This window comes from Nocardia wallacei (genome assembly GCF_029869545.1).
GTDB classification, from domain to species: domain Bacteria; phylum Actinomycetota; class Actinomycetes; order Mycobacteriales; family Mycobacteriaceae; genus Nocardia; species Nocardia wallacei_A.
Window position 1 is genome coordinate 21,146 of record NZ_JARWQD010000160.1, and the last position, 21,887, is coordinate 43,032.

A 21,887-nucleotide genomic window follows, 5' to 3' on the forward strand; every position below is an offset into this window, starting at 1 on the left:
CGCGGGCGACACCGACACACGGCGCGCCGAATCCGAGACCGTGCCCGTCAGGGGCTCAGGGGCGGATGCGCTGGCCGCTCTCGCTGTATACCTGGATGATGCGGGGGGCGTGGAGGGTTCGCAGGAGCAGGGTGGTCCAGCCGGTGCGGGAGCGGTCGATGGCGAAGTCGTCCGCCTCGAGCAGCATGCGTTCGGGGCCCTGCAGTTCCATGCTGACGGCCGGGTGCCCGAGCGGGACATCGACCAGCGCCGTGCGGTTGCCCCAGACGATCAGCCGCCGGTTGCTCATCGCGATGGTTCCTGCGGCGACGTTCTCCCAGCTCGACGAGGCGTAGTGCAGCGCGGTGCGATAACTGCGGTGCGCGACCGACCCACTGATGGGGCCGAATACGACGATCCCCTCCGCCTCCAGATCCGAACGCAGTTGTAGCGGTAGCTCTTTCGAGCCGAACGCCCGGGACATCCACTTCACGAAGAAGCATCGTAGGTCTACTACACCCTCGGCGTCGATGGCGCTGGACGACCGACCTGCGGAAATGCCGACCCGCCGACATCACAATTCGAATACGACGCTCGGTCGTCGAAGACCGGCGGCCGCCCGCGTTCGGCCCGGCGCAGGTCAGCGGCCGATTCGAGCGTTCATCGCCGGGACGGTTCCCCGCAACCTGGACGTGCGACCAGATGCGCGCTACCTTTCCAGCAGACCCACGAGACGGAGATCACCATGACCACGGCCTCGACACGCGACCTCGGGCTGGCCGAGCTGGCGGCCGCGATCGCACAGGGCGCGACCACCTCGGTCGCCGCCACCACCGCCGCCCTCGATCGAATCGAGGCGAGCCAGCCGACGCTCAACGCCTTCCGCGTGGTCCGCCGCGAACGCGCCCTCGCCGAGGCCGCCGAGGCGGACCGGCAGCTGGCGGCGGGGGCCCGGCCGCCGCTGCTGGGCGTCCCGATCGCGATCAAGGACGATACCGATATGGCCGGGGAGCCAACGGCATTCGGCTGCGGCGGCGAGTTCCCGGCGCAGACCGAGGATGCCGAGGCGGTGCGCCGGCTGCGGGTCGCGGGCGCGGTGATCGTCGGCAAGACCAACACCTGCGAGATCGGGCAGTGGCCCTTCACCGACGCCGAGGCCTTCGGCTACACCCGCAATCCCTGGGATGCCGGGCGCACTCCCGGCGGCTCCTCGGGCGGTTCGGCGGCGGCGGTGGCGGCCGGATTGGTGCCTGCCGCACTGGGTTCCGACGGCGCGGGCTCGGTCCGCATCCCGTCGTCGTGGACGAATCTGGTCGGGATCAAACCGCAGCGCGGCCGCATCTCCACCTGGCCGCAGGCCGAATCGTTCCACGGGCTGACCGTCAACGGCCCGCTGGCGCGCACCGTCGCCGACGCCGCGCTGCTGCTCGACGTAGCGTCCGGACCTCACCCCGGTGACAAGCACACACCGCCCCCGCTCGCGATCTCCGATGCCGTCGGGCGCGATCCGGGACGACTGAAAATCGCACTGTCGCTGCGCATTCCGTTCACCGCCACCAGAACCGCACTCGATCCCGAGGTGGGCGCCCGGGTGCGCGCGATCGCGGACACCCTGCGCGGACTGGGACACGAGGTGACCGTCGCGGACCTGCACTACGGCATCGCCCTCGGGGCCAGCTTCCTGCCCCGCTCCATGGCCGGGATCCGGGAGCGGCTCGCGAAGATGCCCGGTGCCCAGGTGGATTCGCGAACCCGGTTCAACGCCGCGCTGGGCCTGCTGCTCAGCGGCCCGGCCCTGTACGCCGCCCGCACCGCAGAACCGTTGCTGCACCGGCAGATCGGCCGCTTCTTCGACGCCTACGACGTGGTCCTGGCACCCACCACCGCCACCCCGCCCCCGCCGGTGGACGCCATGGACGGCCTGGGTGTCGCCGCCACCGACGCCCTCATCACCGCCGCCTGCCCCTATACCTGGCCGTGGAATGTGCTGGGCTGGCCCAGCATCAACGTCCCCGCGGGCTTCACCGACGCCGGACTACCGGTCGGCGCCCAGCTCATGGGCCCGGCCGACTCCGAACCGACGCTGGTTTCGGTTGCCTCCCAACTGGAATCGGAGCTGCACTGGGAGCGCCACCGCCCCGAGCCGTGGTGGGAGCGGTAGACCCGGACGACCCGCCGCGTCTCAGCGCGCCCAATCCTCGTCGCCCGGCCGGGTTCCGACCGGACAACCGTCGGACCCGCGACCGGAATCCGGGCCCGCGGAGGTGTCGAACAGCAGCAGGCAGTGCTGCGTGACCTCCGCGCTGCGAATGTCGTCGGTGCGCAGGATCCCGATGGTGGCGTCGTCGGTGATCCGACCGGCCTTGAAATGCAACGGCCCGGTGACCCCGACATAGTCGTGATCCCTGATCTCGCTGGCGATCGCACCGCGATTCGGCACCACCCCACCGGCCGTGGCGTCGGTACGGGCCCGGTTCTGCCCCACCGCCTGCAGGAAGACCGCCGCGATATCGTACGCCAGGCCGGTCCGGTCACCCGGCCGCTCGGGTTTGTATTTCTGCAATCGTTCGACCAGCGCCGCCAGCTGCACGCACATCGTGTTGAAACCCGGGCTCACCACCTGATTGCCGACCCTGCCGACTCCCCCGACGCAGGTGCGGCCACCGAGCAGAACCGGAACCCCCTTGGCGACATAGCGAATCGGAACCCCCGCAGGCGCGGACCTCTGGGCCTCCGGATCGGTGATGTATCGAGTAACGGCGTCGTCGCCGAGGATCGCGGGCACGTTCTCGTTGCTGCACCCGTCGATGAGCACCCGGATGAAGGCCCCGAAATCGTAGTTCCGACCGGCGAAGAAGTGCAGTTCCTGTCGATCCGGGCGGGTAGCCGCACAGGGTTTCGGAAGACCGTTCAACTGTGACTGCTGCTTCCAGGTCTCCTCGCGGAAGGGAATATCCCTGCCGGACAGTTCCTTCCGCATCGAGTCGGCCAGTGTCCGCACGTACAGATCGTTGGGATCGTCGTCGGGATAATAGATCGCCACCTTGTCGTAGCGAGCCTGCCCCGAACTCGGATCACGTGCTCCCTGAACGTAATCCGCGACGAGACGGGCCTGGGTGCTGTTGCTCGGGATCGGCTGGAAATACAGCGGCGAGGTCAGGCCGAGCCCGTCGGCCGACAGGGTGGTCGTCATCACCGGCACGCCCGACTCCCCCAGCAGCGCAATCGCTCTCCGCGTCTCCGTACTGCTGCGGTCCAGACCGACCACCCCGACGATGCTGGGATCGTCGCGGATCAGCGGGCGCAGCAGGTGCTCGGTCACCCACACGGCATGGCGCATGACGGTTCCGCCGTTGACGGCGATGATCCGCAGTAGCGGCACGGATTCGTCCTGGCTCTCGTTCGCCGCGCGCTGCTGCATCGCCAGTCCCGCCAGCTCCTCCACCTGGGCGCGCGGGTATCGCACGTTCGGAACCGTGTAGGTGAGCCCGGCGAAGTAGATCAGCGACACCAGGGTTCGCCGGGGATTGTTGCGAAGTGCCTGTTCCGCCGTCCGATTCTGCTCGAAGACGAACTGCTGCAACTCGATCAGGGCCTCGTCGTCGGCGAACGTGTGGCCGCTGTTGTCGCTGTAGCCCACGCATTCGCCGTCCCGCACGGCGACACCGACTCCGGAATCCCACGGCCAGGTCGCACAGCCCCCGGTGAGGCGTGGCTCCACATACACCGCCGACAGCGACGCCAGCACGACGACCAATGCCGTTGCGGCACTGGCGACTACCCACCGCCTTGTGGAGAACGGCGGCTTCGGCGGCTTCGGGCTCGGCGGCTCCAGCAGCTTGTTGCCGGGGCGAGCGAGTTGACCCGGAAGGTCCAGGGGCAGGTACCAGGCGCCGGGGTCGCGCTGATGTCGCTTGATCCGGACAGTGGACTTCCAGGCCGCCCACGGATCGCGCCAGAACCCGGGCTCCTCGGAACGGGCCTGCCCGATATTGATCTCGCCGATCTCGCCGGGGTCCGGTGTATTCGTCTCCGGTCGCTTCGAAGCGTTTCTCATGGCGGCCTGCGCGGCAATCCACATGGCGGTGTGGGACGCGCGATTCATCGTGGTGATCGTGACAAGCGGATCGAACAGACCCGTCTCGTTGCGCACGTCACTCACCCGGCGTAGCAGCGCGCCACCGAAATTGTCCGGAGCAACGCCGTGCAACAAGATCACCGGATACGCCGTGTGCCGCCACGTCGCAGGCCGGAAGATCCTGGGGCCGTATGCCTTACGCAGATCCTCGAGGAACGAGTGCACCAGCAGCTTCGCGACTTGTTCCGGGTCTTCTCTGGTCTTGTGGGCAGCGAGCCGATCGGCGAACCCCAGAAAACTGTCGGACAACCTCGGGGTCAGATACCGCTGCCCCATGAACCACCGTGCCTGCCTCGACATCTCCAGGAGACGATTCCCGAACATGCCGCGCACCATCGGCCACAGCGCGAACAACAGCCGCAGGTACCACGGAACCGATTCCGGGACAGCCTGCCCGACCTGCGGCCCCGTCTCCTGACCCGCCCGTACCGGGCGCCGGCTCGCACGCACCAGCTTGGGAAGCTGCTCCTGCAGTTGCTCACCGGCATCCGCGCCGGTCTTCGCATCCCGCCCGGAACCCACCCGTACCAGCCAGGACGCGGTGCGATAGCGAGGAAACACGATGGGCCCCATGCCCGTATCGTCGGCCTCCAGTCCGCTGCGCAGACAATCGAGGATCCACAGGCAGCCGGACAATGCGTCGTCGCCGGCGGCGCGCCGCCGTTCGTCCGGGCGGATCAGGTCGACCATGGCCCGCGGCGCAGCACGGTATCGCTTCCATCGCGGCAGCTGCTGGTCGCGCGGCGGTTCCAGCCAATCTCGCGTCTTCTCCAGCACGGTGGCGTCGTCGATATCGTCGGCGACCAGGCACACGATCGGAGGCGGCCGCAGCTGGCGGCGCCGACGGATGCGGGCCAGCTGCGGCAGTACTCGCGGCCGCTCGTCCGGCACGAACAGCACCCGGAGCAGCTGCTGGTATAGGGTGACGATTTCCTGCACCTCGGGCCCCCATCAGATGCGGTCGAAAGCCCGAGTGTGCCAGGTTATGTCGAAATCTGTCGACCGTTCACATCGCGCTCAGAAGCCCAGCTTCCCCAGTTGTTTCGGGTCGCGCTGCCAGTCCTTGGCGACCTTGACGTGCAGGTGCAGGTAGATGCGGGTGCCGAGGATGTGCTCGATCTGTTTGCGGGCGGCGGTGCCGACCTCCTTGAGGCGGGCGCCGCGCTTGCCGATGACGATGGCCTTCTGGCTGGGGCGTTCCACGTAGAGCAGGGCGTGCACGTCGAGCATCTCGTCGTTCTCCTCGCGCGGGAGGACCTCCTCGATGACGACGGCCAGCGAATGCGGCAGCTCGTCGCGCACGCCCTCGAGCGCGGCCTCGCGGATCAGCTCGGCCATGAGCGTTTCCTCGGGCTCGTCGGTCAGCTCGCCGTCGGGGTAGAAGGCCGGGCCCTCCGGCATTTTCGAGGCGATCACGTCGACCAGCACCTCGACCTGTTCGCCCTTGACCGCCGAGACCGGAACCACCTCGGCCTCGGGCCCCAGCAGCTCCGAGACAGCGACCAGCTGCTGGGCGACCTGGTCGCGGCTCACCTTGTCGATCTTGGTGACGACACCGAGCAGCGTGGTCTTCGGCGCCATCTGCCCGACCTGCTGCACGATCCAGCGGTCGCCGGGGCCGATCTTCTCGTCGGCCGGAATGCAGACGGCGATGACGTCGACCTCGGAATAGGTGTCGCGCACCAGATCGTTGAGCCGCTGGCCCAGCAGCGTTCGCGGGCGGTGCAGGCCCGGGGTGTCGACCAGGATCAGCTGCGTGTGCTCGCGATGCACGATGCCCCGGATGGTGTGCCGGGTGGTCTGCGGGCGCGAGGACGTGATCGCGATCTTCTGGCCCACCATGGCATTGGTGAGCGTCGACTTGCCCGTATTGGGGCGGCCGACGAAACAGACGAAGCCGGAACGGAATCCGTCGGCGGACGAGCCGGAGCTCATTCGAAAACCTCGGATTCGGTGTCGATGTCGAAGCCCGCCGGGGCGCCGCGGCCGTGCCCCGTATTGCCCTCGTCTCCGATCGGATTCTCCACCCCGTACCGATCCTCGCCGGAGCCGCTCGAAACCGTATCGGTCACCGTCCCTTTGCGATCGGTGAGGATGACCCGCGCGGCGGGCGACACCTCGTGCACGGCGGCGATTCCCGCGTCGTGGCGCAGCCCGCCGCACACGACCGCGGCCTCGAAGCCCTCGGCGCCGCTGGAGATCGCGGCCGCCACCGCGGCCTGCAATGCGGTCAGCGGCAACGCCTTCAGCTCCACCACACCCGCGGCATAGGTGCGGCCGTCGGTATCGCGGACCGCCGCACCGCTGCCGCCGCCGGTGCGCCCCATCGCGCCGCGGGCCAGCACCAGCAGCTTGTTGTCCTCGGCGTCCAGCCCCGCGGTCTCAGTCATCGCTGTCTCCGTCCTCGTATCCGTTGAATCCGTTGCGCCCCTTGTGTTTCGAATCACCTTTTCGAACGGGCGGATGCTCGTCGGTGGTATCCGCGGTGACCGAATCGGCGGCATCGGTCTCCGATTTCCCCGAATCCGATTTCTCGGGCGCGCGTTTGACCACCACCGTGTGCACCCGCACCCGGCCGCGGGCATCGGCACCGCCCTCGCCGCGCAGCTGCAATCCGTGCGCGACGACCTTGGAACCCGGCAGCGGAACGCGGCCCAGCGCATGCGCCAGCAGGCCGCCGACGGTATCGACGTCCTCCTCGTCGATCACCGTGCCGAACAGCTCGCCCAGGTCCTCCACCGGCAGCCGCGCCGACACCCGGTATTTGCCGCCGCTGAGCTCCTCGATAGGCGCGATCTCGTCGGTGTCGTATTCGTCGGCGATCTCCCCGACGATCTCCTCCAGCACGTCCTCGATGGTGACCAGCCCCGCGATGCCGCCGTACTCGTCGACCAGCAGCGCCATGTGGATGCGGCGGCGCTGCATCTCGTCCAGCAGCGCGTCCAGCGGCTTGGAGTCGGGCACGAAAACCGGCGGCCGCATCACCTCGCGCACCCGCACCTTCTTGCCCCGATCCGCGTACGGCACAAGGTCTTTCAGGTAGACGACGCCGACTATATCGTCGACGTTCTCGCCGATCACGGGGATGCGCGAATGCCCGGACCGCACCGCCAGCGACATCGCCTGCGCCGCGGTCTTGTCCGCCTCGATCCACACCATCTCGGTGCGCGGCACCATCACCGCGCGCGCCGCGGTATCGCCGAGTTCGAACACCGACTGGATCATCCGCCGCTCGTCGGAATCCACGACGCCGCTCTGCTGTGCCATGTCCACGACCTCGCGCAGTTCGACCTCGGAAGCGAAGGGCCCGTTGCGAAATCCCTTGCCGGGCGTGATCGCGTTACCGATCAGGATCAACAGCCGGCTGACCGGTCCCAGCAGCGACCCGATCGCCTGCAGCGGCAGCGCCGCGGCGAGCGCGATCGAATAGGCGTGCTGGCGGCCCAGCGTGCGGGGGCCGACACCGATGACCATGTAGTCGACCAGCACCATCACCACCGCGGTGAGCACCAGCGCCCAGCCGGTGCTGAGCCAGTCGCTCAGGGCGGCCGCCAGCAGCACGGTGGCGGTGATCTCACAGGCCAGGCGAAGCAGCACAACGAGATTCACGTACCGGGGGCGGTCCACCACGATCCGCGACAGCCGCCGGGCGCCGCCGCGGTCGGCTCGTACCAGATCCTCGACGCGGGCGGGCGAGATGGTGGCCAGCGAGGCGTCGATGGCGGCGAACACGCCACCAACCGGAACCAGCAGGACCGCCAGAATCAGCAGGACGGGTGAGTTCACGCCGCGCTCATGCCGGGTCCAGGGGGTCACCGGGCGCGGTGAACCCGGTCTTGCCCAGCAGCCGCCGATCGCGTTCGGCGAGTTCGGCACGGCGCTGCGCCTCGCGCAGGCTCTCGTACCATTCGGCGAGCAGCCGGTTCTGCAGGCCGAACATCTCCTTCTCCTCCTCGGGCTCGGCGTGGTCGTAGCCGAGCAGATGCAGCACGCCGTGCACGGTCAGCAGCGCCAGCTCGTGGTCGACCGAATGGCCCGCCTTGGTCGCCTGCGCGGCCGCGAACTCGGGGCACAGCACGATATCGCCGAGCATCGACGGGCCCGGTTCGCTGCCGTCGGGTCGGCCGCCGGGCTCGAGCTCGTCCATCGGGAACGACATCACATCGGTCGGCCCCGGTAGATCCATCCAGCGCATGTGCAGGTCGGCCATGGTGTCGAGATCGACCAGCACCATCGACAGCTCGGCGGCCGGATGCACGTCCATCCGCCCGATCACGAACCGCGCGACGCTGACCAGTTCCTCCTCGGAGACGTCCATGCCCGACTCGTTGGCGATCTCGATGCTCACGCCCTAAGCCTAATGGGCGGCACGCCGACCACCGGGCATCGGTGCGCAGCACCCGCGGCGCCGGAATCCGGCGCCGACATCACCGGCGTGCCCGCCCCGCGGCGCGGCGCTGCGCCCGGTTGCCCGGGTAGTGCGACAGCTGCGGCCGGTCCTCGGCCTCGTAGCGGGAGTAGGCGTCGACGATCTCCGACACCAGGCGGTGGCGCACCACATCGCTCGAGTTCAGCTCGGCGAAGTGGATGTCGTCGACATCGCCGAGGATCTCGCTGACCACGCGCAGGCCCGAGCGGGTGCCGCCGGGCAGGTCCACCTGGGTGATGTCGCCGGTGACGACGATCTTGGAACCGAAGCCGAGGCGGGTGAGGAACATCTTCATCTGCTCGGGCGTGGTGTTCTGCGCCTCGTCCAGGATGATGAACGAGTCGTTGAGCGAACGGCCGCGCATGTAGGCCAGCGGCGCCACCTCGATGACGCCGGACTGCATCAGCTTCGGGATGGCCTCGGGATCCATCATGTCGTGCAGCGCGTCGTAGAGCGGGCGCAGGTACGGGTCGATCTTCTCGTTGAGCGTGCCCGGCAGGAAGCCGAGGCGCTCGCCCGCCTCCACCGCGGGGCGGGTGAGGATGATCCGGTTGACCTGCTTGCCCTGCAGCGCCTGCACGGCCTTGGCGACGGCGAGATAGGTCTTGCCGGTGCCCGCCGGGCCGATGCCGAAGACGATGGTGTGCTCGTCGATCGCGTCGACGTAGCGCTTCTGGTTCAGCGTCTTGGGGCGGATGGTCTTGCCGCGACGCGACAGGATGTCCAGGCTCAGCACCTCGGCCGGGGAATCCGAGGAGCCCTCGGTGAGCATGGAGTAGGTGTGCCGGACCGCCTCCGGCGTCACGACGCGATTGCGGCCGGTCAGGGCCACCAGCTGCTCGACCACGCGCTCGGCGAGCGCCACATCGGCGGCCGCGCCGGTCAGCGTCACCGAATTGCCGCGGACGTGGATGTCGGCGTCGAGCAGTCCTTCGAGTTCACGGAGATTCTCGTCGGCCGAGCCGAGGAAGCCGAAGACGGATTCGGGAGCGAGTTCGATGCTGGAACGCACGGTCCGCGCGGCCGGGCCCGTGCCGTTGCCGCCGGCTGCCATGCCGGCCTGGGGAGTTGTCGGGTCGCCGATGTCGCCTGAGGTTCGCAATAGGTGCTATGGCCTGCTTCCGGTCTCGAACGTGTCGTTTCGTGTGATGAAAGTTTAACGCGGACCACCGACACCGCCCAGTGAATATGCGGCTACCACCAGGTCACGGGCGCGTTCCGGAAGGTTTTCCCCGCCGCGAACGGGGTAGCCGTCGCCGTGCGAGCGGCTGACCGCCCGCGCTCAGCGCTGGGCCCGGTCGAAGGCGAAATCCCGGAATCGGCGCACCGCCTCGGACGGGACGGCGTTCGCCGACCAGATCAGCCCGACCGCCCGGGCGGCGCCGGGATCGGCCAGCGGGATCAGCACCGGTCCGGGCTGCGGGCCCCGCACCGGCGGCTCCTCCAGGGGCAGCAGCGCGACCCCGAGCCCGGCGGCGACCAGGCCCGCGACGGTCACCAGATCGCTGGATTCGAGGCCGATGCGCGGGCGGAAATCGGCCGCGGCACAGAGGTCGTCGAGGATCGCGCGCATGCCGAAACCGGTGGGCATGGCGATGAATTCGGCGTCGGCGGCCTCGGCCAGGCGGACCTGGCGCCGCCCGGCGAGCCGATGGTCGGCCGGGACGCCCAGCGCGAGCCGCTGGTGCAGCAGGGTCCGCCAGCCCAGTCCGCGCGCGGCGGGCTTCGGCGACACCAGGCCCAGGTCGGCGGCGCCGTCGAGCACCTGGGTCGTCACCGCTTCGGCCGCATCCTGCGTGAGCGTGAAGGTGATGCGGCCCGAGCCGCGGCGGAAGCCCGCGACCATATCGGGCACCAGCCGCGCCCCGAAGGAATGCAGGAACGTCAGCCGCACAACGCCTTTGGCGGGGTTGGCGAGATCCGACAGCTCCCGTCCGGCGGCATCGAGCTCGGCCTGCGCCCTGCGGGCGTGCTCGTAGTAGACGCGCCCGAAGTCGTTGAGCGTCAGTCGTTTTCCGTGCCGGTCGAACAGCCGCACACCGAGGCGGTGTTCCAACCGGGCCAACATCCGCGACAGCGTCGGCTGCGCGAGGTGCAGCCGGTCGGCGGCGGCCCCGACTCGCTCCAGTTCGGCGAGGGTGAGGAACCAGTGCAAATCGTCACTCGGCACGGCGCACCTTTCGGGCAGTAGCTGCGCTAATGCTGTCTTCGCATCAACTTCCCGATCATTATGCATTTCCTTTCGAAGCGCGGCGGGCCGATGCTGAGGCCATGACCACCGCATCCGCCGCCACCTCGGCCGATACCGCCGCGCACGAACGCCGGATCTCGCTGGCGCTGTTCGCCGCGGGGCTGACCACATTCGCCTCGATGTACAGCGCGCAGGCGCTGCTGCCGAGCCTGTCGGCGGCGTTCGGCGCGACGCCCGCGCACGCGGCGCTGGCGGTATCGCTGACCACCGGTCTGCTGGCGCTCGCGATCGTGCCGGTGAGCGTGCTGTCGGGGCGGTTCGGCCGCACCCGGGTGATGATCGCGTCGGCGGTGGCGGCGAGCGTGATCGGCCTGCTGCTGCCGTTCAGCCCGACGCTGGACGTGCTGCTGGCGGGGCGGGCGCTACAGGGTCTGGCGCTCGCGGGTGTCCCGGCGGTGGCGATGGCGTATCTGGCCGAGGAGATCGGCGCGGGCGGGCTGGGCGCGGCGATGGGCGTGTATGTGGCGGGCACCAGCATCGGAGGGCTTGCGGGACGGCTGATTCCGGCGTTCACGCTGGAGATCGGGTCGTGGCGCTGGGGTGATGCGGTGCTGGCGGTGGCGGCCGCGCTGTGCACGGTGTGGTTCGTGCGCTGTCTGCCCGCGTCCCGGCAGTTCGTGGCGCGGCCGCTCGGAATCCGTTCGCTGGCGGCCGATTTCGCCGGACACCTGCGGCACCGGACGCTGCTGCCGCTGTTCGGGCTGGCCTTCGTCCTGATGGGCAGCTTCGTCTCGATGTACAACTTCCTCGGCTACCGCCTCACCCGGGAACCGTTCGGATTGTCCGCCGCCACAGTGGGTCTGGTGTTCGTGATGTACCTGGCGGGCACCGTCACCTCCGCGGCCGCCGGTCGCCTGGCCGACCGCCACGGCCGCGCGCGGGTCCTCGCACTCTCGATCGGCGCCATGGCCGCCGGGCTGGTGATCACCATCCCCGACAATCTCCCCCTGGTGCTGTTCGGCGTACTCCTGTGCACCGCAGGCTTTTTCGCCGCCCATTCGGTGGCCAGCGGCTGGGTCGGCGCCGCCGCCACCGGAAACCGCGCCGCCGCCTCCTCCCTCTACCTGTTCGCCTACTACCTCGGCAGCTCCGTCGTCGGAGCCGCCGCAGGCCTCGCCTACAGCTGGCACGGCTGGGCCGGACTAGCGGCCTACGTGGGCATCCTCGTCCTAGCCGCAGCAGCCCTGGTCACCACCCTCACCTCCCGCCCGGCCCGTGCCGAGGGAACGTAAGCCTCACATCCGGTCGTCGCGGGTGGCGGCGATGATGCTGGTGAGGACGCCGGGGTAGCGGGATTCGAGGTCGGTGCTGCGGAGTTCGTGGCGGCGGTGGCTGCCTTCGGGGGTGACGCGGACCAGGCCCGCTTCGCGCAGGACCTTCAGGTGGTGGGAGAGGGTGGACATGCTGACCGGGACGTCGAATCCACCGCAGACCACGCCCCCGGCCTCGGCGAGTTGCTCGATCACGCGCAGGCGGATCGGGTCGGCGAGGGCGTTGAGGACGGTGGGCAGGTCCACCGAGTCGATCGTCGGATGGTTCAGGGCCCGCATGCCGCAAGGCTAGCAGCATTTCGAGACTTTGACAGAGTTCGAAATCTGGCTCATGATTTCGATGGTTGACGAAATCTCGAATACTGATGCGGAGTGCGGTGGTGACTCGGATACACGTGCAAGAGTGGGGCGACGGGGATCGGGTGGCGTTGCTGGTACACGGCCTGTCGGCGAGTTCACGCTCGTGGTGGCAGGTCGGACCGGCGCTGGCCGAGCGCGGCTATCGCGTCCTCGCGCCGGATCTGGCCGGGCACGGGCAGAGCGCGCGCGGGCGATACAGCCGGGAGCGCTGGGCCGACGATCTGCTCGATGTGGCGCCGGACCGGGTCGAGCTCGCCATCGGGCACTCCCTCGGCGGCGTGCTGCTGGCGATGATCGTGGAACAGCTGCGCCCGCGGCGGGCGGTCTACGAGGACCCCGCCTGGCATCCGGGTGACGGAACCAGTTACGGCGCAGCACAACCGGCGGTCAGGGCGATGAAAGACTGGACCGCCGAGGATATTCGAACAGCCTCGCCACGCTGGAGCGCCGAGACCGTGCGGGCCCGGCTGGACGAACTGGCGGCGTGGGACCCCGGGACCACGCGCATGGACTACCTCGAAACCGCCTATGCGCCGGTGCTTCCCCTGGTGCCGTCGCTGCTCCTACTGGCCGACCCCAGCGATCTGACACCGCCGCGGCGAGCCGCGGAGTACCGCGCAGCGGGTTTCGAGGTCCGCACGGTGCCGAATACGGGCCACTTCGTCCACAACGACGATGTCGGCGCCTTCCTCGGAGCACTCGACAACTGGCTGTAGCCACCGCGGCCCGGCGAAACCACCAGCGGCGAGAACAGGATTCGAAGGAACTCGCGTGTGGCTTGGATCACTTCTCGCGGCGCTGGGGAACCGCACCCGGATCACCACGTCTAATGCGTTGACGGGCAATACCGTTCGAGAGAAGGAAATCGCATGAAGCTTCGGATGGCCACCATCCTCGTTTCCGCCGCGGTCGCGGGCCTCGGCCTGGCCGGTGCGGCGACCGCCGCACCGCATCCGGTCCAGACCGACCACCACACCGCGCCCGCGGGATGCCCGACGCCCCCGCTGGGCACGGACGGCAAGCCGCTGCCCCCGCCGCTGGGCACGGACGGCAAGCCCCTCCCGCCGCCGGTCGGCGAGGACGGCAAGCCCTGCCCGCCCCCGCTGGGCCCCGACGGCAAGCCGCTGCCCCCGCCGCCCGGCGCCTGACGAATCCGCGACAGCGACGCCCCGCCGAAGCCTTCACGGGCGCAGCCGAACTCCTCGGCTCGCAGGTGAACGGCGCGGCGGGGCGACCCGCAGGCATCATCCCCAGCGCGAGGTCAAGGCGCCCAGTGCCCCCAGGGCGACGGCGGCGGCCGTGGAGGTGCGTAAGACGGTGGGGCCCAAAAGGACCGCGTCGGCACCGGCGGACGACAGGGCCTCGAGTTCGGTGTCGTCCAGGCCCCCTTCCGGGCCGACGATCAGCACGATCCGGGAGGCCCGGGCGAACGGCAGATCGGTGAACCGGGAGTCACCCGATTCGTGCAGGGCCGCGACAATCCCGTTGTCCGCCTTCGCGTTCCGTACCAGCTCCAGTACATCCGGGGTGCGGTGCAGCTCCCCCACCTCGGGAATGTAGGCCCGGCGGGACTGCCGCGCGGCAGCCCGGGCGGCGCCCCGCCACTTGTCGACTCCCTTGCGCGCCTTGCCCTCCCAGTTGGCGACGCAGCGCGCCGCCTGCCACGGGACGATGGCGTCCGCACCGGCCTCGGTCATCAACTCCACGGCCAGTTCGGAACGATCCGACTTCGGCAACGCCTGCACGACGGTCACCGGTGGCGACACCCGCTCGGCGACGGTTCGGCTCAGCACTCGAAGCTCGAGGCGATCCTTCTGCGCCGCAACCACTTCCGACGCGGCGACCAGACCGGCCCCGTCGGACAGGGTGATCGGCTCGCCGACCCGAATCCGGCGCACCGTCGCGGCGTGGCGGCCCTCCGGCCCGTCCAGCACCGCGACCGCACCCGGTTCCGGGATCTCGTCGAGGTAGAAAACGGTTGCGGCCACCGCGGATTCAGCGTCCGCTGAACGAGGCCCGCAGCCGCGCGAACAGGCCGCTGTTGTGCTCGGACTGCGCCGACAGCACCTCGGTCCGCTCGCCGTTGCGCGTCGACTTGTACTTGCGCAGCAGTTCGGACTGCTTGTTGTCCAGCTTCGTCGGCACCACGATGTCCAGGTGCGCGACCAGATCCCCGCGCGCGCTGGAGCGCAGCTTCGGCATGCCGTGCCCGCGCAGCACCGACACCTCGCCGGGCTGGGTGCCCGCAGGGATCGACAGCTCGGTCGGGCCGTCGAGGATCGTGTCGATGACGACGGTGGTGCCGAGCGCGGCGTCGACCATCGGGACCCGGATCGTGCAGTGCAGGTCGTCACCGTCGCGGACGAACGTGTCGTGCGGCTGCTCCACGATCTCCACATACAGATCGCCCGCGGGGCCGCCGCCGGGGCCGATCTCGCCCTGGGCGGCCAGCCGCACCCGCATGCCGTTGGCGACACCCGCCGGGATCGGCGCGGCGATCTCGCGACGCGACCGCACCCGGCCGTCGCCACCGCACTTGCGGCACGGATCCGGGATGGTCTCGCCGGTGCCGCGGCAGGTGGGGCACGGGCGCGAGGTCATCACCTGGCCCAGGAACGAGCGCTGCACCGTCTGCACCTCGCCCGCGCCGCCGCAGGTCTCGCAGCGCACCGGCTTGGAGCTGCCGTTGGTGCCCGCGCCCTGGCACAGATCGCACAGCACCGCCGTGTCGACGGTCAGGTGCTTGGTGACGCCGACCGCGCACTCGGCCAGCGACAGCCGGGTCCGCAGCAGCGAATCGGCGCCCGGCTGCACCCGCCCGCGCGGCCGGCGCGGACCGCCGCCACCGGCGCCCATGCCGCCGAAGAATGCCTCGAACACATCCCCCAGGCCGCCGAATCCGGCGCCGGAGAAACCGCCCCCGGCACCCGCGGACTCCATCGGGTCCCCGCCCATGTCGACGATGCGCCGCTTCTCCGGGTCGCTGAGGACCTCGTAGGCGGTCGATACGTCGCGGAACTTCTCCTGCGCGTCGGCGTCGGGATTGACGTCGGGGTGCAGTTCCCGCGCCAGCTTGCGGTAGGCGCGCTTGATCTCCTGGTCGCTCGCATTGCGGCCGACGCCGAGAATTCCGTAGTAGTCCCGTGCCACTTGTGTCTCTAGTCCTGTTCCGAATCTGTTCCGTTCACGACCCGCGGCCGTGGCTGGCTCAACGCTCGGCGAGTACCTCACCGATGTATCGGGCGACCGCGGCCACCGAAGCAATGGTTCCGGGGTAGTCCATGCGCGTCGGTCCCAGTACTCCCATACCGCCGAGCACGGTACCCGGCACACCGTACCCCGTGGACACCACCGAGGTTCCGCGCATCTGCTCGACCTGGGTCTCCTCCCCGATCTGCACGGTCACCATGCCCGGCTGCTGCGCCGCGGCCAGCAGCTTCAGCACGATGACCTGTTCCTCCAGCGCCTCCAGCACCGAGCGCAGCGAACCGGGGAAACCGAAGTCGCCGACGTTGCGGGTGAGGTTGGCGGTGCCGCCCAGCACCAGCCGCTCCTCCGGATGCTCGACCAGCGTCTCCACCAGGACCGTCGACACGCGCACCAGCACCTCGCGCAGCCGGGGCGGGGCGTTCTCGGGCAGTTCGGCCACCGCGGCGGAGGCGGAGGCGAGCCGCTTGCCGTCCATGGCCTTGCCGAGCATCGCGCGCAGCACCGCCAGGTCCTCGTCGTCGACGACGGAGCCCAGCTCGACCAGGCGCTGGTCGACGCGGCCGGTATCGGTGATCACCACCAGCAGCAGCCGCGCCGGATTGAGCGCGACGACCTCGAGATGGCGGACCGTCGAGGCCGAGGCGGTCGGATACTGGACCATGGCGACCTGCCTGGTCAGCTGGGCCAGCAGCCGCACCCCGCGGCGCAGCACGTCGTCCAGGTCGACGCCGCTCTCCAGGAATTCCATGATGGCCCGGCGCTCCGCCGGGGACAGCGGCTTCACCTCGGCGATGTGGTCGACGAACTGGCGGTAGCCCTTGTCGGTCGGGATGCGGCCCGAGCTGGTGTGCTGCTGGGTGATGTAGCCCTCGGCCTCCAGCACGGCCATATCGTTGCGCACGGTGGCGCTCGAAACACCCAGATTGTGCCGGTCGACCAGGGTCTTCGAGCCGATCGGCTCCTTGGTCGCGATGTAGTCGGCGACGATCGCTCGCAGGACCTCGATCCGCCGCTGCTCCGTACTCGGCATCGGCCCCACCTCCTCGCTTTCGCCTTCGGTCCGCCGGGTGCGCGACCGTCTCGAGGCATGGCACGATCACACGGATCCCGGTTCATCCGAATCCCAGTTTAATTGCACGCGGGCAGATCACCCGCGTATGCGTCCCGACCTGTGTGGCTCCGGGTACCGGGGGCGGATTGGGCGGGGCCGCTACTGCGGCCCGGCGAGCTTGCCGGCGGCGGCGTCGAGCCCCAGCATCGCCAGCAGTGACGTGCAGTCGTCGGCGTCGGTGGCGTAGCTGGCGACGGCCCGGGCGGCCATCGCGCTGCGACGCGCGGATTCGGCCTTCTCCGCGGCGCGCGTCTCGGCGAACTCGCTCTGCTCGTGGACAAGGGTGATGCGACGTGCCTGGGACATGAGACTCCTCGGGGGTTACCTCGAACGCTACACCCCGAAGCCCGGTCGTTCCGGCCCAACGAGCGATCGGGATCAGGTCAGCAGGGTGCGAACCACCGCGTCGGCCAGCAGCCGCCCGCGATCGGTGAGGATCAGGCGGTCGGCGCAGCGGACCGCCAGGCCGTCGGCGATCACCCGGTCGGCGGACCGGCGTTCGGATTCGTCCAGTTCGGCCAGCGGCAGGCCGGTGCGCAGGCGGGCGGTGAGCATCACGCGCTCGGTGTGCTGTTCCGCGGCGGTCAGCGCCTCCCAGCCCGCCGCCGGGAGGCCCTCGCGCACCCGGTCGGCGTAGCGGGACGGATGCTTCACATTCCACCATCGGACCCCGCCGAGATGACTGTGCGCGCCCGGGCCCGCGCCGAGCCAGTCGCCGCCGTCCCAGTAGCCGAGGTTGTGGCGGCAGCGGGCGGAATCGGTTGCGGCCCAGTTGGATACCTCGTACCAGGTGAGTCCGGCGGCGGCCAGGCGGGCGTCGATGCGCTCGTAGCGGGCGGCGAGGACGTCGTCGTCGGGGGCGGGCAGTTCGCCGCGGCGCACCCGCCGGGCGAGGGCGGTGCCGTCCTCGACGATCAGCGAGTACGCCGACACGTGGTCGACGCCGGCGGCGAGGACGGCGTCCAGGCTGGCGTCCAGGTCGGCGTCGGATTCGCCCGGTGTGCCGTAGATGAGGTCGAGGTTCACGTGGTCGAATCCGGCGGCCCGGGCCTCGCGCGCGGCCTCGACGGCGCGGCCGGGGGTGTGGGTGCGGTCGAGCACCCGCAGCACGTGCTCGGCCGCCGACTGCATGCCCAGCGACACCCGGGTGAAGCCCGCGTCGCGGAGGCGCTCGAAGAACCGCGGCGAGGTCGATTCCGGATTCGATTCGGTCGTCACCTCGGCATCGGCGGCCAGCGTGAAGTTCGCGCGGACCGCGTCGAGCACGCCCGCCAAGCCGTCCCCGCCGAGCAGCGAGGGTGTCCCGCCGCCCACGAAGATCGTCGACACCCGCGGTTGCGGGCTCGGCAGTTCACCGAACACCTCCGCGGCCGTGGACAATTCGCCGCGCAGCGCGTCCATCCAGGACTGCGGCGAGGCCGAACTGCCCAACTCCCCCGCCGTATAGGTGTTGAAATCGCAGTACCCGCACCGGGTGGCGCAGAACGGCACATGGACATAGATCCCGAACGGACCGCCACCGAAGTCGCGCAGCACGAACTCCGCCGAGTCGGGCGCGGCAGTTCCGGCGGCAATCGAGGTCACCGCCCCAGTCTGCCGGTGGCCCGGGTGTGACCTACATCGGGGATGGATTCCGGCCAAAAGCACGCCGGAACAAGGGAAGGGCGCACGCCGGAAACAAGTGAGGGCCTCACGCCGAAAACAAGGGAAGGCTATCGGCACGCTTCACCCGCGTACTCCAGGCGCCTCGCCTCATCCTCCCGGCACGCCACCCGCTCATTCCCGGCACGCCACGCTCATACTCCCAGCGCCACCCGCTCATTCCCGGCACGCCACGCTCATACTCCCAGCGTCGCTCTCTCACTCCCGGCACGCCACGCTCATACTCCCAGCGTCGCTCTCTCACTCCCGGCACGCCACGCTCATACTCCCAGCGTCGCTCTCTCATTCCCGGCATGCTTTGGCCGGGATCACACCGAGTCGTTGGTGGGCGGGCGGCCTGGCAGCGGGTGGGTGAGGAAGCCGTCGGCGAACATTTGCAGGGAACCGCAGTGGTCGCAGCGGTAGGCGTGGTGTTTGATCACCTGTTGGCCCAGTTCGCTCGGGTGGTCGGTGAGCAGGCCGGGGTGGCCGGTGACGAAGCCCAGTACGCCGATGTAGGTCCGCTGCCGTTCGCACCACGGGCAGGTCAGGTCGACGGCCTCGTGGCGGCGCCGGATCTCGTCGTCCCGCTCCCGAATCCGCTGCTGCGCCTGGGCGATGTAGCGCTGGGCGTCCGGTATCGGCAGCCGCTGCGGCTTGCTCCACGCGCCCTCGTACACGGGATCGGCGGTGCGGAGGTGGGCGAATTCCGCCTCGGAACACCGCACCACCCTGGTCCCCCGCATACCACCCGCCACGCGGAAGGTGATCTCCGCCCGTGAAACCCCCTGCGGCAGGCCGCCGTTCAGCTGCACCCGCTTGGGATCCTGCGCGTCCGGCTTGAATTCGATCCCCCGATTCGCCACACCCGCACGATACCGCCCGCAGCGGCCCGGCGTGCTCGACAACGCTTCCGGTAACGATCCGGCCACTGGATGGCCGCGGATGTCCGATTGCCGGGTGGAAACGGGAACCCTTCGCGCACAGGACTCTTGTTCGATGAGAGCTGAGGAGTGCGACATGGACAAGCTGGTGTGCATCGACTGCTGGCGCCGTGACAACCTCACCTTCGCCCAGCGCCTGGACCCCGCCTTCGTCACGCCCGGGCCGTTCCATCGGTGCGCGGCGCACCGCGACCTGCGGGCCGAACTCCTCGGCGATCCAGGACCGACGCCGCATGCCGCGTAGGCCCCGGACGACGTCAACGGCCCAGTGCGGTCTCATGTTCCACGTGCGACAGCTTCTCGGGATTGCGCACTGAATACAGCCCCGTGATGAGGCCGTCGTCGAGCCGCACCGCCATGACGGTGTCGATCTCGCCGCCGCGCCGCAGTACCAGGGCCGGATAACCGTTGATCTGCGCCGGTTCGACCGACAGCTCGCGACCGATCCGCGGCAGCGAGCCCGTCAGCAGGCTCGCCACCGGACCGGCGCCCACGATCGGCCGCAGCGCGGCCTGCCGGACCCCGCCGCCGTCACCGAGGAAGACGACGTCGGGCGCGAGCCGGTCGAGCAGGCCCTGCAGATCGCCCGTGTCGATCGCCCGTTGGAAGGCCTCGAGCGCCTCCCGCGATTCGGCCGGTGATACGTCTCCGCGCGGGCGGCGGGCGGCGACGTGTCCCCGGGCGCGGTGGGCGATCTGACGCACCGCGGCCGGGGTCTTGTCGACGGCCTCGGCGATTTCGTCGTAGCCGAGGTCGAAGACCTCGCGCAGCACGAACACCGCGCGTTCGGTCGGCGCGAGCGTCTCCAGCACCAACAGCATCGCCATCGAGACGCTGTCGGCCAGTTCGACATCCTCGGCCACGTCGGGCGCGGTGAGCAGCGGCTCGGGCAGCCAGGGGCCGATGTAGGACTCCTTGCGGCGCCCGAGCGTGCGCAGCCGGATCAGCGCCTGGCGCGTGGTGATCCGGACCAGGTAGGCGCGCTGATCTTGCACGATGCCGAGATCGACTCCCGCCCAACGCATCCAGGTCTCCTGCAGCACGTCCTCCGCGTCGGCGGCCGACCCGAGCATCTCGTAGGCGACGGTGAACAGCAGCCTGCGGTGGGCGACGAACGCCTCGGTGGCGGGGTCGGCCCGGTTCGTCAGGCTCCCTTCGCGCTGTTCGGGCATGGTCTCCGACGTGCCGGGCATGGGCGGCTCCTGTTCGCTCGTGTCTGTACCGGCTACCAGACACCGGACACCGCGGTTCTGTGACACCACCGAACGCGGCGACCCTCCCCTGTGACCCGCGTCACCGACTGTCACGCCGGTGTGGCGCCCGGTGTCTTGTGCCCGAACCCACCGAATGAAGGGAAACACCATGAGCACCAAGTACGAAGTCGTCGTGATCGGTGGCGGATACGCCGGGGTGATGGCGGCCAACCGCCTGACGCAGCGCGACGACGTGCGCGTGACCGTGATCAATCCCCGCCAGGTCTTCGTGCCGCGGCTGCGGCTGCACCAGCTGGTCGGCGGGACCCACGACGCGGTCGTCGACTACCGGAACGTCCTGGCCGAGGGCGTGCGACTGGTCGCGGACACCGTGACCCGGATCGACGCGGCCGGACGGACCCTGACACTGGCCGACGGCGGCACGATCGGCTACGACTACCTCATCTACGCCGTGGGCAGCGGCACGCCCGCGCCGTGGGTGCCGGGCGCGGCCGAATTCGCCTACCCGGTAGCGACTTTGGAGGCGGCGCAGCGGCTGCGGTCGGTGCTGTTCGATACGCCCACGACGGGCGCGGTGACCGTCATCGGGGGCGGCCCGACCGGGATCGAGACCGCCGCCGAACTGGCCGAGCAGGGCCGCCCGGTCACGCTGGTCTGCGGCAGCGCGCTCGTCCCGTACCTGCATCCCAAGGCGCGGCGCACGGCCCACAAATACCTCTCCGGGCTGGGCGTGACCGTGATCGAGGGCGCCGACGCGGCCGTCACCGCGGTGACCCGCGACGCCGTGGAACTCGCCGACGGCCGGACCCTGGCGAGCGCGGTCACCATCTGGACCGCCGGCTTCGGCGTGCCCGACCTGGCCGCGCGCAGCGGGCTGAGCACCGATGCCGCCGGGCGGCTGCTCACCGACGAGACCCTCACCAGTGTCGACGACGAGCACATCGTCGCGGCGGGTGATTCGTCGGCGCCGTCGGACCTGCCGTTCCGGATGAGCGCCTACACCGCGTACTGCCTGGGCGCGCACGCCGCCGACACCCTGCTGCACCGCATCGCCGGGGAGCAGCCCACGCCGATCGATATGGCGTTCCCCGCCATGTGCCTGAGCATCGGCCGCAACGCCGGGATCTACCAGCTCGGGCACAAGGACGAGACCGCGATGCGGCTGTACTTCAAGGGTTTCACGGGCAAGAAGCTCAAGGAGTTCGCCTGCGAGGCAGGTATCAACCACCTGGCGACCGAGGCCCGCAAGCCCGGCAAGCACCGCTGGTTCTCCGATGGCAAGCACCGTCCGGCCCAGTTGCAGGCCCGGCGCGACAGCACGGGCGCATCGGTCGCGTAG

22 protein-coding genes are annotated in these 21,887 nt (G+C 69.9%); 6 read left to right on the forward strand and 16 right to left on the reverse strand.

All coding sequences use genetic code 11. The annotated features are described in order from the left end of the window. Positions 1 to 55: 55 nt before the first annotated feature. Complete coding sequence (locus QH290_RS12985) at positions 56 to 472, reverse strand: hypothetical protein (protein WP_280268463.1); 417 nt, start codon at positions 470 to 472, stop codon at positions 56 to 58. Positions 473 to 724: 252 nt separating this feature from the next. Between QH290_RS12985 and QH290_RS12990 the strand changes: the two genes are divergently transcribed. Beyond that, positions 725 to 2,140 carry an amidase gene (locus QH290_RS12990; RefSeq protein WP_280382975.1) on the forward strand — a complete coding sequence of 472 codons (1,416 nt, stop codon included), beginning with the start codon at positions 725 to 727 and terminating at the stop codon, positions 2,138 to 2,140. A 21-nt stretch (positions 2,141 to 2,161) separates the two neighbouring features. Here the strand turns inward: QH290_RS12990 and QH290_RS12995 are convergent, their stop codons facing one another. From QH290_RS12995 to QH290_RS13025, 7 genes are all read right to left on the reverse strand, one after another. Continuing rightward, positions 2,162 to 5,056 carry a type 1 periplasmic-binding domain-containing protein gene (locus tag QH290_RS12995; RefSeq protein ID WP_280382976.1) on the reverse strand — a complete coding sequence of 965 codons (2,895 nt, stop codon included), beginning with the start codon at positions 5,054 to 5,056 and terminating at the stop codon, positions 2,162 to 2,164. Between the two features lie 78 nt (positions 5,057 to 5,134). After that, the gene (era, locus tag QH290_RS13000) at positions 5,135 to 6,052 is read right to left on the reverse strand and encodes a GTPase Era (RefSeq protein WP_280268466.1); all 918 of its coding nucleotides are present in this window, start codon (positions 6,050 to 6,052) and stop codon (positions 5,135 to 5,137) included. After that, entirely contained in the window at positions 6,049 to 6,507 is a 459-nt protein-coding gene (locus tag QH290_RS13005; protein WP_280382977.1) for a cytidine deaminase, read from the reverse strand. The genes era and QH290_RS13005 overlap by 4 nt, the downstream gene beginning before the upstream one ends. Next, positions 6,500 to 7,903: a hemolysin family protein gene (locus QH290_RS13010; protein ID WP_280382978.1), complete on the reverse strand. Its 1,404-nt coding sequence runs from the start codon at positions 7,901 to 7,903 to the stop codon at positions 6,500 to 6,502. Before QH290_RS13010 ends, QH290_RS13005 begins: the two co-directional genes overlap by 8 nt. A gap of 7 nt (positions 7,904 to 7,910) precedes the next feature. Next, positions 7,911 to 8,465, reverse strand: a complete 555-nt coding sequence (gene ybeY / locus QH290_RS13015) for an rRNA maturation RNase YbeY (protein ID WP_280268469.1) — start codon at positions 8,463 to 8,465, stop codon at positions 7,911 to 7,913. A 79-nt stretch (positions 8,466 to 8,544) separates the two neighbouring features. Continuing rightward, positions 8,545 to 9,600, reverse strand: a complete 1,056-nt coding sequence (locus QH290_RS13020; protein ID WP_280262014.1) for a PhoH family protein — start codon at positions 9,598 to 9,600, stop codon at positions 8,545 to 8,547. 228 nt (positions 9,601 to 9,828) lie between these two features. After that, a complete protein-coding gene (locus QH290_RS13025; protein ID WP_280382979.1) occupies positions 9,829 to 10,716 on the reverse strand; it encodes a LysR family transcriptional regulator in 888 nt (295 codons plus the stop codon). Between the two features lie 101 nt (positions 10,717 to 10,817). Between QH290_RS13025 and QH290_RS13030 the strand changes: the two genes are divergently transcribed. Continuing rightward, positions 10,818 to 12,029: an MFS transporter gene (locus QH290_RS13030; protein WP_280382980.1), complete on the forward strand. Its 1,212-nt coding sequence runs from the start codon at positions 10,818 to 10,820 to the stop codon at positions 12,027 to 12,029. A gap of 3 nt (positions 12,030 to 12,032) precedes the next feature. Here the strand turns inward: QH290_RS13030 and QH290_RS13035 are convergent, their stop codons facing one another. After that, on the reverse strand, positions 12,033 to 12,347 hold the full coding sequence (locus QH290_RS13035) for an ArsR/SmtB family transcription factor (RefSeq protein ID WP_280382981.1): 315 nt from the start codon (positions 12,345 to 12,347) through the stop codon (positions 12,033 to 12,035). A gap of 101 nt (positions 12,348 to 12,448) precedes the next feature. On the opposite strand from QH290_RS13035, the gene QH290_RS13040 reads away from it, so the two are divergent. After that, positions 12,449 to 13,144 carry an alpha/beta fold hydrolase gene (locus QH290_RS13040; RefSeq protein WP_280382982.1) on the forward strand — a complete coding sequence of 232 codons (696 nt, stop codon included), beginning with the start codon at positions 12,449 to 12,451 and terminating at the stop codon, positions 13,142 to 13,144. Between the two features lie 153 nt (positions 13,145 to 13,297). Further along, positions 13,298 to 13,576 carry a hypothetical protein gene (locus tag QH290_RS13045; protein WP_280382983.1) on the forward strand — a complete coding sequence of 93 codons (279 nt, stop codon included), beginning with the start codon at positions 13,298 to 13,300 and terminating at the stop codon, positions 13,574 to 13,576. A 96-nt stretch (positions 13,577 to 13,672) separates the two neighbouring features. On the opposite strand, the gene QH290_RS13050 is transcribed toward QH290_RS13045, so the two are convergent. From QH290_RS13050 to QH290_RS13075, 6 genes are all read right to left on the reverse strand, one after another. Then, complete coding sequence (locus tag QH290_RS13050; protein ID WP_280382984.1) at positions 13,673 to 14,416, reverse strand: 16S rRNA (uracil(1498)-N(3))-methyltransferase; 744 nt, start codon at positions 14,414 to 14,416, stop codon at positions 13,673 to 13,675. A 7-nt stretch (positions 14,417 to 14,423) separates the two neighbouring features. Then, on the reverse strand, positions 14,424 to 15,578 hold the full coding sequence (gene dnaJ / locus QH290_RS13055; RefSeq protein WP_280262001.1) for a molecular chaperone DnaJ: 1,155 nt from the start codon (positions 15,576 to 15,578) through the stop codon (positions 14,424 to 14,426). A 58-nt stretch (positions 15,579 to 15,636) separates the two neighbouring features. After that, complete coding sequence (gene hrcA / locus QH290_RS13060) at positions 15,637 to 16,668, reverse strand: heat-inducible transcriptional repressor HrcA (RefSeq protein WP_280261999.1); 1,032 nt, start codon at positions 16,666 to 16,668, stop codon at positions 15,637 to 15,639. A 180-nt stretch (positions 16,669 to 16,848) separates the two neighbouring features. Further along, positions 16,849 to 17,055 (reverse strand): hypothetical protein, encoded by a 207-nt coding sequence (locus tag QH290_RS13065; protein WP_280261997.1) that lies wholly within the window; start codon positions 17,053 to 17,055, stop codon positions 16,849 to 16,851. A gap of 72 nt (positions 17,056 to 17,127) precedes the next feature. Then, the gene (gene hemW / locus QH290_RS13070) at positions 17,128 to 18,324 is read right to left on the reverse strand and encodes a radical SAM family heme chaperone HemW (RefSeq protein ID WP_425303594.1); all 1,197 of its coding nucleotides are present in this window, start codon (positions 18,322 to 18,324) and stop codon (positions 17,128 to 17,130) included. A 395-nt stretch (positions 18,325 to 18,719) separates the two neighbouring features. After that, complete coding sequence (locus QH290_RS13075; protein ID WP_280261995.1) at positions 18,720 to 19,256, reverse strand: hypothetical protein; 537 nt, start codon at positions 19,254 to 19,256, stop codon at positions 18,720 to 18,722. 133 nt (positions 19,257 to 19,389) lie between these two features. On the opposite strand from QH290_RS13075, the gene QH290_RS13080 reads away from it, so the two are divergent. Further along, positions 19,390 to 19,578, forward strand: a complete 189-nt coding sequence (locus QH290_RS13080) for a hypothetical protein (protein ID WP_280382985.1) — start codon at positions 19,390 to 19,392, stop codon at positions 19,576 to 19,578. Between the two features lie 13 nt (positions 19,579 to 19,591). Here the strand turns inward: QH290_RS13080 and QH290_RS13085 are convergent, their stop codons facing one another. Further along, a complete protein-coding gene (locus QH290_RS13085; RefSeq protein ID WP_280382986.1) occupies positions 19,592 to 20,527 on the reverse strand; it encodes an RNA polymerase sigma-70 factor in 936 nt (311 codons plus the stop codon). A gap of 169 nt (positions 20,528 to 20,696) precedes the next feature. On the opposite strand from QH290_RS13085, the gene QH290_RS13090 reads away from it, so the two are divergent. Further along, the gene (locus QH290_RS13090) at positions 20,697 to 21,887 is read left to right on the forward strand and encodes an NAD(P)/FAD-dependent oxidoreductase (RefSeq protein WP_280382987.1); all 1,191 of its coding nucleotides are present in this window, start codon (positions 20,697 to 20,699) and stop codon (positions 21,885 to 21,887) included.